Annotated in this window: 13 protein-coding genes and 2 pseudogenes; 8 read left to right on the top strand and 7 right to left on the bottom strand. The window is 72.1% G+C overall.

Going from position 1 to position 14163, the window contains the following annotated elements; all coding sequences use genetic code 11:
* Positions 1-7 precede the first annotated feature (7 nt).
* The 6 genes from B1L11_RS25095 (at position 8) to B1L11_RS25070 (ending at position 6761) form a co-directional block, all read left to right on the top strand.
* Positions 8-1834, top strand: a complete 1827-nt coding sequence (locus B1L11_RS25095) for an iron ABC transporter permease (protein WP_079316756.1) — start codon at positions 8-10, stop codon at positions 1832-1834.
* Positions 1835-2932, top strand: a complete 1098-nt coding sequence (locus B1L11_RS25090; RefSeq protein WP_079316755.1) for an ABC transporter ATP-binding protein — start codon at positions 1835-1837, stop codon at positions 2930-2932.
* Positions 2929-3693 carry an HAD family hydrolase gene (locus tag B1L11_RS25085; protein ID WP_079316754.1) on the top strand — a complete coding sequence of 255 codons (765 nt, stop codon included), beginning with the start codon at positions 2929-2931 and terminating at the stop codon, positions 3691-3693. The genes B1L11_RS25090 and B1L11_RS25085 overlap by 4 nt, the downstream gene beginning before the upstream one ends.
* Positions 3684-4523, top strand: a complete 840-nt coding sequence (locus B1L11_RS25080) for an inositol monophosphatase family protein (protein ID WP_079316753.1) — start codon at positions 3684-3686, stop codon at positions 4521-4523. Before B1L11_RS25085 ends, B1L11_RS25080 begins: the two co-directional genes overlap by 10 nt.
* Positions 4520-5293: a Cof-type HAD-IIB family hydrolase gene (locus tag B1L11_RS25075; RefSeq protein WP_218671288.1), complete on the top strand. Its 774-nt coding sequence runs from the start codon at positions 4520-4522 to the stop codon at positions 5291-5293. The genes B1L11_RS25080 and B1L11_RS25075 overlap by 4 nt, the downstream gene beginning before the upstream one ends.
* 334 nt (positions 5294-5627) lie before the next feature.
* Complete coding sequence (locus tag B1L11_RS25070; RefSeq protein ID WP_218671287.1) at positions 5628-6761, top strand: SGNH/GDSL hydrolase family protein; 1134 nt, start codon at positions 5628-5630, stop codon at positions 6759-6761.
* Between the two features lie 39 nt (positions 6762-6800).
* On the opposite strand, the pseudogene B1L11_RS51865 reads toward B1L11_RS25070, so the two are convergent.
* The 5 genes and pseudogenes from B1L11_RS51865 to B1L11_RS25050 form a co-directional block, all read right to left on the bottom strand.
* Positions 6801-7244, bottom strand: a pseudogene (locus B1L11_RS51865) (glycine betaine ABC transporter substrate-binding protein); the annotation flags it as partial.
* Entirely contained in the window at positions 7238-7720 is a 483-nt protein-coding gene (locus B1L11_RS51860; protein WP_256862864.1) for a glycine betaine ABC transporter substrate-binding protein, read from the bottom strand. The gene B1L11_RS51860 and the pseudogene B1L11_RS51865, both read right to left, overlap by 7 nt.
* Positions 7721-7759: 39 nt before the next feature.
* On the bottom strand, positions 7760-8422 hold the full coding sequence (locus B1L11_RS25060) for an ABC transporter permease (RefSeq protein WP_079316752.1): 663 nt from the start codon (positions 8420-8422) through the stop codon (positions 7760-7762).
* Positions 8419-9093 carry an ABC transporter permease gene (locus tag B1L11_RS25055; RefSeq protein WP_204047219.1) on the bottom strand — a complete coding sequence of 225 codons (675 nt, stop codon included), beginning with the start codon at positions 9091-9093 and terminating at the stop codon, positions 8419-8421. Before B1L11_RS25055 ends, B1L11_RS25060 begins: the two co-directional genes overlap by 4 nt.
* Positions 9090-10182, bottom strand: a pseudogene (locus B1L11_RS25050) (ABC transporter ATP-binding protein). Before B1L11_RS25050 ends, B1L11_RS25055 begins: the two are co-directional and overlap by 4 nt.
* 284 nt (positions 10183-10466) lie before the next feature.
* Between B1L11_RS25050 and B1L11_RS25045 the strand changes: the two are divergent.
* The gene (locus tag B1L11_RS25045; RefSeq protein WP_079316751.1) at positions 10467-11549 is read left to right on the top strand and encodes a hypothetical protein; all 1083 of its coding nucleotides are present in this window, start codon (positions 10467-10469) and stop codon (positions 11547-11549) included.
* 13 nt (positions 11550-11562) lie between these two features.
* The gene (locus B1L11_RS25040) at positions 11563-12132 is read left to right on the top strand and encodes a hypothetical protein (RefSeq protein ID WP_079316750.1); all 570 of its coding nucleotides are present in this window, start codon (positions 11563-11565) and stop codon (positions 12130-12132) included.
* Between the two features lie 31 nt (positions 12133-12163).
* On the opposite strand, the gene B1L11_RS25035 is transcribed toward B1L11_RS25040, so the two are convergent.
* Both B1L11_RS25035 and B1L11_RS25030 read right to left on the bottom strand, forming a co-directional pair.
* Positions 12164-13336 carry an acyl-CoA dehydrogenase family protein gene (locus B1L11_RS25035; RefSeq protein WP_079316749.1) on the bottom strand — a complete coding sequence of 391 codons (1173 nt, stop codon included), beginning with the start codon at positions 13334-13336 and terminating at the stop codon, positions 12164-12166.
* A partial coding sequence (locus B1L11_RS25030; RefSeq protein WP_143737519.1) for an acyl-CoA dehydrogenase family protein occupies positions 13336-14163 on the bottom strand: 828 nt, incomplete at its 5' end. The genes B1L11_RS25035 and B1L11_RS25030, both read right to left, overlap by 1 nt.

The raw sequence follows: 14163 nt of genomic DNA, 5'->3' as shown, positions 1-14163 counted from the left end.
ACCCCCCATGGCTGTTGTGACCAAGGCGGAGACGCCGCCCCGACCACCCAGATCGCGCAGGCTGCTCTATCGGCTGCGCGTCCTGCGCCACGACCCGACCGCCGCGCTCGGGCTGATCCTCGTCGTCCTGCTCGGCTATCTCGTCGTGGCGCCGCTGGTCGCCGTGCTGTCCGACGCCTTCCGCCTGCAGTACGGCGACGACGTGCACGCCGGGCAGGCGGTCGGCGAGTGGACCGGCTACTACCTCTGGCGGGTCTTCCGTTCCCAGATCAGCGGGCTGCTGTTCTGGCAGCCGCTGCTCAACACGCTGGTGGTCGCGCTGGGCACCGTGCTGTTCGCCCTGGTCCTCGGCGGCGGCATGGCGTGGCTGGTGACCCGCACCAACGTGCCGGGACGCAAGTGGCTGGCCGGCGCGCTGGTGATCCCGTACATGCTGCCGTCATGGACCTTCTCGCTGGCGTGGCTCACGCTGTTCAAGAACGAGCGCGCCGGCGGTCAGGTCGGGTTCCTCCAGGCGCGGGGCGTGCACACGCCCGACTGGCTGGCGTACGGCGCGCTGCCGATCATCGTGACCCTCGGGCTGCACTACTACCCGTTCGTGCTGCTCCTGGTCGGCAACGCGCTGCGGCGCATCGACGCGCAGCTCGTGGACTCGGCGCGCATCCTCGGCGCGCCGCAGCGCACGGTCGTGCGGCGCATCATGATCCCGCTGATGCTCCCCGCGCTGTCGTCGGCCGTGCTGCTGGTGGTCGGCCGGGTGCTCGGCACGTTCGGCACGCCGTACGTGCTGGGGCTGCCGGCCGACTTCCGGGTGCTGTCGACGGGGCTGTTCCAGTCGATCCGCGACCGCAGCACGGGCGTGGCCTCGGTGCTCGCCACGGTCATCGTGATCATCGGGGTGGTGATCGTGCTCGCCGACACCCGGATGACCCGCGAGCACCGCCGGTTCGTCACGGTCGGCGGCAAGGGCAGCATGGACCGGCTGAGCGACCTGCGCCGCCTGCGCTGGCCGGCGTTCGCGCTCGGCCTGGTGGTCTTCGGCGTGAGCGTGCTGGTCCCGGTCTTCACGCTGCTGCTGTCCACGGTCACCCGTACGCCGCTGGACCTGTCGACCTTCACCCTCGACTACTGGTTCGCCGAGCGACTGCCAGGCGCGGTCGGGTTCCCGCACGGCGTCTTCCGCGGCTCGGAACTGTGGGCGGCGGCGTGGAACTCCCTGCGCATCGTCGGTCTGGCCTCGGTGATCTGCGCGGTCGCCGGGCTGCTGGTGGGGTACGTCGTGGTGCGCGGGACGGCCCCGCGCGTCGCCTTCTTCCTCCGCCAGGTCTCCTTCCTGCCCTACCTCGTCCCCGGCATCGCGTTCGCCGCCGCATCGCTGTCGCTGTTCGCCGTGGCCCGCGGCCCGATCCCCGCGTTGTACGGCACGACGTTCCTGCTGATCCTGGTCATGGCGGTGACCCACCTGCCGTACAGCTCGCGCTCGGGCATCGCGGCGATGACCCAGCTCGGCCGCGAGCCGGAGGAGGCGGCGCAGATCGCCGGCGCCCCCTGGTTCCAGCGGATGGGGCGGATCATCTTCCCCATCCAGAAGGGCGCGCTCGTCACCGGGATCGTGCTGCCGTTCATCTCCGGGCTCAAGGAGCTCAGCATCGTGGTCATGCTCACCACGACCGGCACGGAACTGCTCACGACGCTGTCGATCGGCCTCGTGGACTACGGATACACCCAGCTCGCCAACGCGGTCGTCCTCGTCATCGCGTTGGTCTCCTTCACCATGACGTACCTGACCCAGCGGCTGACCAAGAGCAGCCTGGCGTCCGGGCTAGGAGGATAGATGCCAGCCATCACGTTGACCGGAGTCGCCAAGAGCTACGGCGGCGGCGAGCACGCCGTGAAGAACCTCGACCTCACCGTCCCCGACGGCGCATTCATGTGCCTTCTCGGGCCCTCCGGTTGCGGCAAGACCACGACCCTGCGCATGATCGCCGGTCTGGAGCAGCCCACGGCCGGCACCATCGCCGTCGGTGACCGGGTGCTCGACTCCGTCGAACGCGGCCTGTACGTCCCGCCGGAGAAGCGCGGCATGGGCCTGGTCTTCCAGAACTACGCGCTGTGGCCCCACCTGTCCGTACGCGACAACGTGGAGTTCGGCCTGCGCATGCGCAAGGTGCCGGCCCCCGAGCGCAGGGCCAGGGCCGAGGCGGCGCTGAAGATGGTGCACGTCGACGCCGCCATGGACCGCTACCCCTCCCAGCTGTCCGGCGGCCAGCAGCAGCGCGTCGCGCTCGCCCGCATGCTCGCCGTCAACCCCTCCGTGCTGCTGCTCGACGAGCCGCTGTCGAACCTCGACGCCCGGCTGCGCCTGGAGATGCGCGCCGAGCTCAAGCGCATCCACGAGGAGTCGGGCGCGACGATCGTCTTCGTCACCCACGACCAGCTGGAGGCCCTCACGATGGCCACCGACGTCGCGGTGATGAACGAGGGCGAGCTACAGCAGGTGGCCGCGCCGATGGACATGTACGACCGGCCCGCCAACCGCTTCGTCGCCGAGTTCGTCGGCAGCCCGCCGATGGCGATCGTCGACGTCGGGACGTCCCCCGCCGGCCTGGCCGGGTCGCTGCTGCGCTTCACCGAGTCCCGCCTCCCGGAGTGTTCCCCCGCCGCCGTCGGCATCCGGCCCGAAGCGCTGCGCCTCGGCCCGCCGCCCGGCGCCACCTGGTGCGAGGAGGCCGTCGTCGAGGCCGTGCTGCCGGCCGGGTCGTCCTGGACCGTACGGCTGCGCGTGCTCGACACCGAGCTGTACGCGGTGTCCTACACCCCGGTCGAGGCGGCCCCCGGCGACGTGGTGACCTGCTGGACCGAGCGGATGCACCTGTTCGGCGCGGACGGCGCGCGGCTGTCCGCCTGGGACGGAATGGGAGCTGTGGCGTGACCAGGCCCGTGGCGTTGCTGCTGGACTTCGGCGGCGTGATCGCGGAGACCACCCGCCGCCCCTCCTGGGCGGCCGAGCTCGCCGCCGAGGTGCACGGACTCCTGCGCCGGGCGGGCTTCGACGGCCTCACCGCGGAGGAGGTCGAAAGCGACATCCGCGCGGGCGCGCGCGCCGACAAGTACTGGAAGGACTCGACCTCCCGGCGGTTCGCGCCCGAGGAGATGACACACCGGGAGTTCTGGGCCGACTACGTCGCTGGCGACTGGCCCGAGCAGGCCCGCACCCTGGTGACCGCCGAGGCGACCCCGCTGTGCCGCCGGATGGGCGAGCTGCGCAGCGGGCGCAAGCTGCGGCCGGGGATGGAGGAACTGCTCGATGCCTGCTGGGCGCACGGCGTCACCCCGGCGATCGTCAGCAACGCGCTGTGCGGCGCCGTCCATCGCGACTTCATGACGACGGCCGGGCTCGACCGCCGGGTGGCCGTGCAGGTCTACAGCGACGAGGTCGGCGTGCGCAAGCCCAACCCCGAGATGATCTGGATCGCCTGCCGGGCCCTGGGCACCGACCCCGCACAGGTCTGGTACGTCGGCGACAACTACGACCGCGACGTGGTGTGCGGCGCCAGGGCCGGAGTCGGGGCGACCATCCTGATGGTCTCCGGCAGCACCGACAAGATCCCCTACCGGGTGCGCCAGAGCCCCCAGGCGACCGTGGAGGACCCGCGCGGCCTGCTGACCCTTCTGGAGGAGACATGGACCTGAACACCTCTCGTGAGCTGGCCGCCATCGCGGTCAGGGCGGCCAGATCGGTCGGCGACCTGCTCTGCCACGCCTTCCGCTCCAGACCCGAGATCACCACGAAGCGCGACTTCCACGACCCGGTGACGGAGCACGACAAGGCGGCCGAGGCCCGCATCCGGGAGGTCATCGACCGCCTGTGCCCCGGCAGCGTGGTGGTCGGCGAGGAGGGCGGCGTACGCGGCGAGGGCGAGGTCCGCTGGTACGTCGACCCCATCGACGGCACCGCGAACTTCGCGGCCGGGCTGCCGTTCTTCTGCACCTCGATCGCCGCCGCCGTGGACGACGAGGTGGTGGCGGGCGTCGTCTACGACCCGGTGCGCGACGACGAGTTCACCGCCTCGCTCGGCGGGGCCTTCTGCAACGGCGTGCCGCTGCGCAGCTCCGGCGCCCGCACCGACCGGGAGGCGGTGCTGCTGTCCAGCTACCCCACTCCCCGCGACCTCACGGCGGAAGGCGACGACGCGCTGCACCGGTTCGCCCGCATCCAGCACGCCTTCGCCACCACCCGCCGGCCAGGCAGCGCGGCGATGAAGCTCGCGCACGTCGCCGCCGGCTGGTCCGACGTCGCGCACGGCACGAACATCAACGCCTGGGACGTGGCGGCCGGGTCGCTGTTGGTCCGGCAGGCGGGCGGCGTGTTCGTCCCGCTGTCCGGCAGCGTCTTCACCCCCGGCGGTTACGTGGCGTGCGTCGGGGGGTTCGACCTCGCCGGGTCGGTGATGGCCAAGGTCTTCCCGGACATCTCGGCCGCGGTGGCGGCGGGGGCGGCCTCGGGACAGGCGGCCTCGTGATCCGCTGGATCGTGACCGACCTGGACGGCACGCTCGTGGGGCGCGACCTCGCCATGGTGCCGGCCAGCAGGGACGCGCTGCGCCGCTTCCGCGCCGCGGGCGGGGAGGTCGTCATCGCGACCGGGCGGATGGAGCTGTCGGCCCGGCCGTTCTACGACGAACTCGGGCTCGACGGGGCGGCGATCCTCTACAACGGCGCCCGTACGGTGGACCTCGGCACGGGAGCCGTGCTGCGCTCCCGTCACCTGCCGCCGCGTGCGTGGCGGACGCTGCTGGAGATGTTCGGCGACCTGCCCGAGGGCGTCTATCCGGTGGCGTTCTGCGGCGGCGAGGCGCTGGCCGTGGACGACGTGCCCGAGCTGCGGGACTACGCCCGGCGCGACGGCATCGACCTGCGGGATCCCGGCGACTGGTCGGCCCTGCCGCCCGGTGGGATCACCAAGTGCATGCTGATCGGCGATCCGCTCCCCGACCTGGCGATCCCCGGCACCGTGACGGTCCGGTCCGAGGCCACCTACCTGGAGGTGCTGCCGGAGGGCGCGACCAAGGGCACCGCGCTCCGCGCGCTGGCGGCGTCCCACGGCGTGCCGCTCGACCAGATCGCCGCGGTCGGGGACAACCCCAACGACATCGACATGATCGCGGTGGCCGGGCTCGGGGTGGCGGTCGGCGACGGCCACCCGGACGTCCGGGCCGCGGCGGACGTCGTGGTCGGCGCGTGCGCCGACGGCGCCGTCGCCGACGTCGTCGCACTCGCCCTCTCCGGCTGAACGAGGCACGCCGGGCGGCGAGCCGGTGGGCCGGCGGGGCGCGGTCTTGACGATCAGGGCGGGGGCGATCACTCTGCACTCGGCGCCGGCCCGGGGAGCGTTTCCGGTCTCGCCGGCGGCCTCGTCCGATCCGACGCGAAGGGTGGGCGTTGACCCCCACGTCATCCGCGCCCCGGCCGAAGATCCGCGGCCAGGCGGCCCGTCGTGCCGCCGCGCCGCGGTCGCCATCGGCACCCGTCGCCGCACCCGCGTCCGTGAAACGTTCAGTGCCGCCCGCACGAGGCCCGGCCGGGTGTGACGGCCCGCGGCGCGCGGGCGGGGAGAAGGAGAGACCGTGCGACACACGCTCAAGGCGGCGCAGGCCGTGCTGGCGCTGACCGCCGCGCTGCTGCCCGCGGCCGCCCACGCCACCACCTCGCCCGAGACGACGGCGGTAGGCAAACCCGCGCCTGCCCTGTCGGCCACGGCGCACACCGCCGGCAGGGTCGAGGTCGTGGGGAACTCGGTGCGGTACAGCTGGCCCGGCGTCTACTTCGAGGGCCGCTTCCGCGGCACCGGGGTCGGGATCGTGATCGACGACGCGGTGAACGACTACGACGTCCAGATCGACGGCGCCACCGTCGCCACCCTGGTGACCCCCGGCCGCACCACGTACTGGGCCGGGAACCTGAGCCGCGGCGTGCACAGCGTGCGGCTCGTCAAGCGCACCGAGAGCCCGTGGTCCACCGGTGAGTTCGGCGGGTTCGTCGCCGCCCCCGGCGGCGCCGTCCTTCCCCCTCCGGCCGATCGCCGCCGGCAGATCGAGTTCATCGGCGACTCCTACACCGCCGGTTACGGCAACATGTCCGACACCCGCGACTGCCCTGCGCCGGGCCAGATCGACAGGAACACCAACAGCGACCTCAGTTTCGGCGCCCTCACCGCGCGCCGCCTCGGCGCCGACTACCAGATCAACGCCTTCTCCGGCCGCGGCATGGTGCGCAACTACAACGGTCTCGAACCGGGCACCGACTACCGCACCTACTACGACCGGGCCCTGATCGGCGTGCCCGGCGACGTCTGGAAGAACCCGGGCACCTGGCACCCGCAACTGGTCGTGATCGGCCTCGGCATCAACGACTTCTCCACCGCGATCAACCCGGGCGAGCCGTGGACGCCGGAAACCCTGGTCGCCGCGTACAAGACCGCCTATCACGGCTTCATCGACAAGCTCCGGGCCCGGTACGGCAAGCGCGCGGTCATCGTGGTCAGCGCCACCTACATGTACAACACGACGGCATTCGCCGACGCGGCGCGGCAGATCGTCCAGGAACGCAACGAGCGGGGCGACGACCGGGTCCGCTACTGGTACTACGACAATTCGGAACTGGACTACGGCGGCTGCGACTGGCACCCCTCGGCCCACGACCACCGGATCATCTCCCAGCGGCTCGACGACTTCATCGCCACGCTGCCGCTGAACTGGTGAGCGGAGCGGGGGCCCGGAGGACTCGGGCCCCCGCTCACGTCACAGCAGGCCGTTCTGGGTCAGCCAGTCCTTGGCCACCACGGGCGGGTCGTCCTTGTCGACGGAGATCCGCTTCATCAGGGAGACCAGCGTCTGGGTGTCCAGCTTGGCGGAGACCGCGTTCAGCGTGGAGGTCACGGTGTCGTTCACCCCGGCCTTGTAGACGAGGGGCGTCACGTTCTCCGAGCCGAAGGCGTTCTTGTTGTCCTGCAGCGGCACGAGGCCGTTCAGCACGATCTTGGGGTCGGTGGTGAACACGTTGCCCACCTGGACCGTGCCGCTCTTGATCGCGTCAGCGGTGGTGTCCCCGGTCGGCTTCCACTGCTTGAACTCCAGGCCGTAGACGTTCTTGAAGTTCTCCTCCTGGCGCTGCTTGAACTCCGGCGGCCCGCCGACCACGAAGTCCTTCGCCACCTTGGCCAGGTCCTCGATGGTCGTCAGCTTGTACTTGTCGGCCGTGGCCTTGGTGACCGTGAGGGAGTTGTTGTCCTCGGCGCCGCGGGCTCCAGGATCTCCAGCTCCGGGGGCAGCTTGGCCTTCAGGCCCGAGAGGATCTCGTCCTTGGTCCTGGCCGTGCTGGACTTGTCGACGAACGCCAGCAGCGACCCGGCGTACTCGGGCAGCACGGTCAGGCCGCCGCTCTTGATCTGATCGTAGACGACCTCGCGGCTGCCGATGTTGGGCTTCTCCTCGACCGTGACCCCCTTGGCCTGCAAGGCCTGGGCGTAGATCGAGGCGAGCAGGACGCTCTCGGGGAAGTTGAAGGAGCCGACCACGACCTTGGCCGCGGCCGCGCCGCCCGAGCCCGACTCCGACGGTGCGGCGGACGCGGTCGTGGAGAGCGGGTCGGAGCCCCCGCAGGCCGATAACGAGAGCGCCGCGGCCAGGGCGACCGCCGCGACGCCGATAATACGCCTCATACCAGAAAATCCCTTCATTCTAGGGGGATAATATCGAGATTAGCGGACCTGGCGGACACCGGGCGAGACGACCACCCGGTCGAGCAGGACGAAGGCGAACTGGACGGCCAGGGCGAGGGCGGCCACCAGGACCGCTCCCCCGATCACGTCCGCGTAGGTCTTGGTGGCCAGGCCGTCGATGATGAACCGGCCGAGCCCGCCCAGCCCGACGAACGCCGCGACCGTGGCGGTCGAGACGACCTGGATGGCGGCGAGGCGCAGGCCCAGCAGGATCAGCGGCAGCGCGACCGGGGTCAGCGTCTGGAACAGCACCTGACGCCCGCGCAGGCCCATGCCGTACGCGGCGTCGCGCAGGTCGGCGTCCACCCCCCGCACGCCCTCGTACGTGTTCACCAGGATGGGCGGGACCGCGAGCACGATCAGCGGGATCAGCACCGGCAGGACGGTCCCCACGCCCGCCAGCAGCACCACGAGCACGAGCAGGCCGAGCGTCGGCAGGGCCCGGGCGGCGTTCGCCGCGACCACGACGAGCAGCGCGCCGCGGCCGGTGTGGCCGATGAGCAGGCCGAGCGGCACGGCGATCAGCGCCGCGACGAGGAAGGCCGCCGCCGAGAACTCCAGGTGCTCCAGCAGCCGGACCGGGATGCCGTCCGGGCCCGACCAGTGCGCAGCGTCGCCGAAGAAGTCGGCCAGCCAGTTCACGCCGTCCTCCTCGCCCGGGACCAGGGGGTCAGCAGCCGCTGGGCGAGCACGAGCAGCCCGTCGGCGAGCACGGCGAGCACGACGATGAGCACGATCCCGACCACGATGGGCGTGTAGAACTGCCGCTGCCAGCCGTCGATGAACAGGTTGCCCAGCCCGCCCTGGCCGATCAGCGCGCCCACGCTGACCAGGCTGATGCTGGACACGGTCGCGACCCGCAGCCCGGCCAGGACCACCGGCACCGCGACCGGCAACTCGACCCGGAGCAGCCGGCGCACGGGCCGGAACCCCATGGCCACCGCCGACTGCCGTACGGGGTCGGGCACCGAGGCCAGGCCGTCCACCACGGCGGGGATCAGGACCGCGAGCGCGAAGAACGTGAGCGGGATGACGACGGTCGACCGGGTGAGCCCGGTGATCGACAGGAAGATCGAGAACAGCACGAGGGACGGCAGCGAGTAGGTGACGTTCATCAGCGCGACCGTCGGCTGGTAGAGCCAGCGCCAGCGTACGCAGGCCAGGCCCAGCGGCAGGGCCACGACCAGCCCGAACAGCACGGGCAGGAAGGCCATCACGACGTGGTTCTCCAGCAGGGCGCTGATCGCGGTGGGGCCGCCGTTGGCCCAGTTGCGCGCGATCCAGTCCCAGCGGACCAGGGGCTCCTCGGTCACGCGGGCGCCCCCTCGGAGTCGCCGGCGCCGGAGGAGGAGCCGCCGCCCGAGCCGCTTGCGCCGCCCCGGGCGGGGCCCGCGGCGGGCGGCGCGTATTCGGCGAGCAGTTCGTCGATCGCGTCCCGGCCGGCCACACCGCGCACGCGGCCCTCCTCGTCCACGGCGACCGCGGTGCCGTTGGGCGACAGCAACGCGGCGTCGAGCGCCACGCGCAGCGAGTCGGTCTCGGGGTTGAAGGTGCCGTACGCCGCGAGCCCGTCCGCGGTCCGCCAGCCGAGCGGCCCGCCGTTCTCGTCGGTCTCCAGGTCGGACGCGCCGGGCTCAGCCGCACCTCCTTGGCCGAGATGAACGACAGCCGCCGGATGCCGCGGTCGCGGCCGAGGAACTCGCGGACGAAGTCGTCGGCGGGCTCGGTGAGCAGCGTGGCCGGGCCGGCCATCTGGGCCAGCCGCCCGCCGACGCGCAGGACGGCCACCGTGTCGCCGAGCTTGACCGCCTCGTCGATGTCGTGGGTGACGAACACGATCGTCTTGCGCAGCTCCGACTGCAGCCGCAGCAGCTCGTCCTGGAGGCTGGCCCGCACGATCGGTCGACGGCGCTGAACGGCTCGTCCATGAGCAGCACCGGAGGGTCGGCCGCGAGCGCCCGGGCCACACCGACACGCTGCTGCTGCCCTCCGGAGAGCTGGAAGGGGTAGCGGCCGGCCAGGCCGGGGTCGAGCCCGACCAGCTCGAGCAGCTCCATCGCGCGGGCGCGCGCCTTCTTCTTGTTCCAGCCCAGCAGGTACGGCACGGTCGCCACGTTGTCCACGATCTTGCGGTGCGGGAACAGGCCCGCCTGCTGGATCACGTACCCGATGCCGCGCCGGAGCGTGGCCGGGTCGATCTCGCGCACGTCCTGACCGTCCAGGGTGATGCGGCCGGAGGTGGCGTCGATCATCCGGTTGATCATCCGCAGCGACGTGGTCTTGCCACAGCCGGAGGGGCCCACGAACACGGTGATCGCACCCGTGGGCACCTCCATGCTGAGGTCGTCCACGGCCACCGTGCCGTCCCGGTAGCGCTTGGTGACGTCTTCGAACGTGATCACGCCGTCTCGCCCTTCGAAAGAGTGTGCGACCAAGGCAACGTCGGGAGGCCTACTCGCTCTTCCCCGTCAACCTCCCCGATATCCAAACGCGACCCGTTCCGGACACACCACCCGGCGGCCAGCCTACGGTGGGAACCTCCGATATCCGGGCCTAGATATCTATCAATAGGGCATCTCATGATGCGTGGCGCGGTGATGTGTTGGCATGATTACTCTCACGCCTCTCCCGTCCCTCCGCCGCGTCCCTCCGATAGGACCAGCCACGAAATACAGAGGAGCCGGTCGTGACTCCACCGCTCACCGGTCAGCGCTCCAGGAGCGAGCTGATCGCCGAGCTCTACGAGCGTCACGCCGCGGGGTTGTTCGCCTACTGCCACGACCAGCTCGGTGAGACCGCGTCCGCCGCCGACGCCGTGGTGGCCGTCTTCACCGCCGCTCCGACCGCCGAGCCGCCCTCGCGCGCCGCGCTGTACGCGCTGGCGCGCCGTGAGATCTACCGCCGGGACGTCAGTTACGCGCTACCGGCCGTCGACTCCGTCGCCGATCCCGCCACTTCCTTGATCGAGCGGGTGTTCCGGGACATCCGGCCGCACCAGCGGGAGGTCCTGCTGCTGTCGGAGGTGTGCGGCCTCACGGCGCCCGAACTGGCGCTGGTCCTCGACGTGGCGGCCGACACCGCCGAGGAGCTGATCGCGGGAGCGGCGCGCCGCTTCGCCCAGACGCTGGAGACGGCGGTCACCGCCGCGAGGTCGGCGCCGTTCGTGCCCGCCTCCGTCGCGGAGGTCTACGACGCCATCGGCGTCTCCCCCCTCGGCGACGTGCTGGCCCGGCTGCCCTGGCGGCGGCCGGGCGCGTCCGTACGCGACCGGGTGCTTTCCGCGCTGCCGTACGAGGAGCCGGGGAGCGCCACGACGGGCGGCGAGCAGTCCTCCGGGCTGGTCACCAAGAGGCTGTGGCCGACCACTCCGACCTGGCCGCTGCCGCTGAGCGACCCCGACCAGGTCACCAACACGTGCGTGGTCAAGACCGACGCCATCGCGCAGCCCCAGGGCTCGCGGCGCAAGGCCAAGCACGAGGCGACGACCGAGCCCATGCCCCGGCTGCGCGGTGCGCTGCTCAACTCGCTCGGCGAGAGCCGTCTGCGCAGGAAGCGCGCCGGGCGGCCCACGCCCGCGGAGCGACCGGCGGCCCTGGCCGCACCCGTGGAGCCGCAGCCGTCCGCGCAGGAGCCCCCGCAGACCGCGCCCGCCACGCCGCCGCCCGCCCCGGAGGTCCCGGAGACCACCGCCAAGCCGTTCGACGCCTTCGGCACCACCCGCGCCCCGCAGAACCGTCGACGCCTTCGGCGCCGCCCCGCGCCCGGCTGAGCCACTGGAGGCGTTGTTCGACACGCTCCGCTTCGCCGTGCCCTTCGACGCGTTCCGTACGGCCGAGACGGCGGGCACGCCGCGGCAGGCCGGGTCCACCGGCGCCTTGCCAGGGACCGAGGAGCCGTCCGACGAGGCCCCGCTGACGCCGCCCGCCGAGTCGCTTCTCCCGGCCGCTCCCCCCGTGGACGCGTTCGCGCCCGCGCCCCGGGAGGCCGAGCGACCCTCGGAACAGCTCGCCGAGCCTTTCCTCCCCGCCGAGGAGCCGTCGGCGGAGGCGGACGGCGACCGTGCCGTCGAGGAGCCTCCGGCGAAGACGGACACCCTGGTGCACCCGGCCGCCGCGGCGGTCCGCGTTCCCGCGCCCGCCGCCTCCCGCCGTCCGGGCCGCAAGCACACGGCGAGCAGGAACACGGCGAGCAGGAGCACGGGCAGGCCGTACGGCGAGAACGGCGCGGGCAGGGGCCGCCGGGGCAAGGGCGACCGGCACTACGACTGGCTGTGGGAAGTCGTCGGCATCCTGATCTGCCTGATCATCGCGCTGATCGTCTTCTTCAACGTGCCGACGGTGTTCACGCCCTGAGCCCGGAACGCCGGTAGCGCCGGGCGCGTCCTCATCGTGGCGGTTTGGGCAGCCCGAGCCCGAGCATGGCGATCAACTCGCGCTGGACCTCGTTGACGCCGCCGCCGAAGGTGAGCACGAGCGCGCCCTTGACGCCCCGGTCCACCCGCTCGATCAGATCGCGCGTCTCCTCGTCGTACGGATCGCCGAAGCGGGCCAGCGTGTCGCCGACGATCCGGCCGACGTCCTGCACCCGCTCGGAGGCGTAGATCTTGGTGGCCGACGCGTCGGGCGCGCCCAGCCAGCCGAGGTCCATCGACGCCGCGACCTGCCAGTTCAGCAGCTCGTTCGTGCGGAAGTACGCGTACACCTCGGCGACGGCCCGCCGTACGTCGGGGTGCTCCCACAGCGGCGCGCCGTCGCGTCCCCGGTTGGTCCTCGCCCAGCGGGCGAAACGGTCGAGAGTGTGCCCGATGTTGCCGGCGGGCCCGAGCGTGACGCGTTCGTGGTTGAGCTGGCTGACGATCAGGTCCCAGCCCTTGTCCACCTCGCCGACGACCATGTCGAGCGGGACGCGCACGTCCGAGTAGTACGTCGCGTTGGTGTGGTGGCGGCCGTCCATCGTGATGATCGGCGTCCAGGAGAACCCGGGGTCCGTGCAGTCGACGATCATCATGGTGATCCCGCGGTGCTTCTTCGCCGCCGGATCGGTGCGCGCCGCCAGCCAGACATAGTCGGCGTGGTGCGCGCCCGAGGTGAACACCTTCTGGCCGTTGACCACGTAGTGGTCGCCGTCCGGCACCGCCGTCGTCCGCAGCGACGCGAGGTCGGTGCCCGCCTCCGGCTCGCTGTAGCCGATCGCGAAGTGGCACTCTCCGGCCAGGATGCGCGGCAGGAAGAACTCCTTCTGCGCCTGTGTGCCGTACCGCATCAGCGTCGGGCCGACCGTCTGCAACGTGATCAGGGGGTACGGCACCTCGGCCCGGGTCACCTCGTTGGTGAAGATCTGCTGCTCGACCGGGCCGTAGCCGCCCCCGCCGTACTCCTTCGGCCATCCGAGGCCGAGCTTGCCGTCGCGGCCCAGCCTGCGGCAGTGCGCCATGTACGCCTCGCCGAACGGGTCGCGGCCGATCTCGGCGCGCTGCTCGGCGGTCAGGCAGGACGCGAAGTAGTCCCGCAGGTCGTCGCGGAGCCGCCGCTGCTCCGCCGTCAGTTCGATGAACATCAGACCAGGGCTCCGATCAGGTCGAGTTGGGCCTGCTCGCCGCCGAGCAGATGGGCGAGGTGCTTGCCCAGGCCGAAGTGACGATGCAGCGGATAGGTCAGGTCGAGCCCGATGCCGCCGTGCAGGTGCTGACAGGTGTAGAGCGCCCGTACGGCATCTGCGGCCGCGTTGTAGGCGGCGACGGCCAGGTCCCGCTCCGCGGGCAGCCCTTCGCCCAGCCGCCACACGCCCGTCCACATGGCGACGTCGAGCGCCCGTGAGGCGATGTAGACGTCGGCGATCTGCATGGTCACGGCCTGGAACTCGGCGAGCACCCGGTCGAACTGCCTGCGCGTGGCGATGTGTCCCTTGGTCAGCGCGAGCGCGCCCGCGAGGACCCCGGAGGCGGTCGCGGTCACGGCGGCCAGGGTGTTCAGCCGCAGCGCGGCGACGGCCGCGCCGCCCGGCTCCCCCACCATCTCCCCCGGCGCGTCCTCCAGGGTGACCACGGCCGCGGGCTCCCCCGTCGTCGTCGCCACCGGCCGCACCTGCGCGTCCCCAGGGCGTACGAGGAACAGCGCGGCCTCGCCGCCGGAGAGCGCGGGCACGAGGATGGCCGACGCCTCGGCGGCGTACGGGACGATTCCGGGCCGCCCGGTGATCCTGCCGTCCCTGGCGATCGCGGCCGGCGGGTCGCCGGGGCCCGCCCCGGCCTCGCGGAACGCGACGGTCAGCACCTCCTCCCCCTCGCCGAACGGCGCAAGCGCCCGCCGCTGCGCGTCCGTCCCGTGCCCGGCGACGGTCAGCGCGGCGATCAGGCCGGGCAGCGCGGGACCGGCGCGACTGCG

Origin of the sequence: Microbispora sp. GKU 823 (assembly GCF_002027145.1) — a bacterium.
Lineage (GTDB): Bacteria > Actinomycetota > Actinomycetes > Streptosporangiales > Streptosporangiaceae > Microbispora > Microbispora siamensis.
Note: the sequence above shows the minus strand (reverse complement) of the source record. Positions and strands in the feature narration are given on the sequence as shown.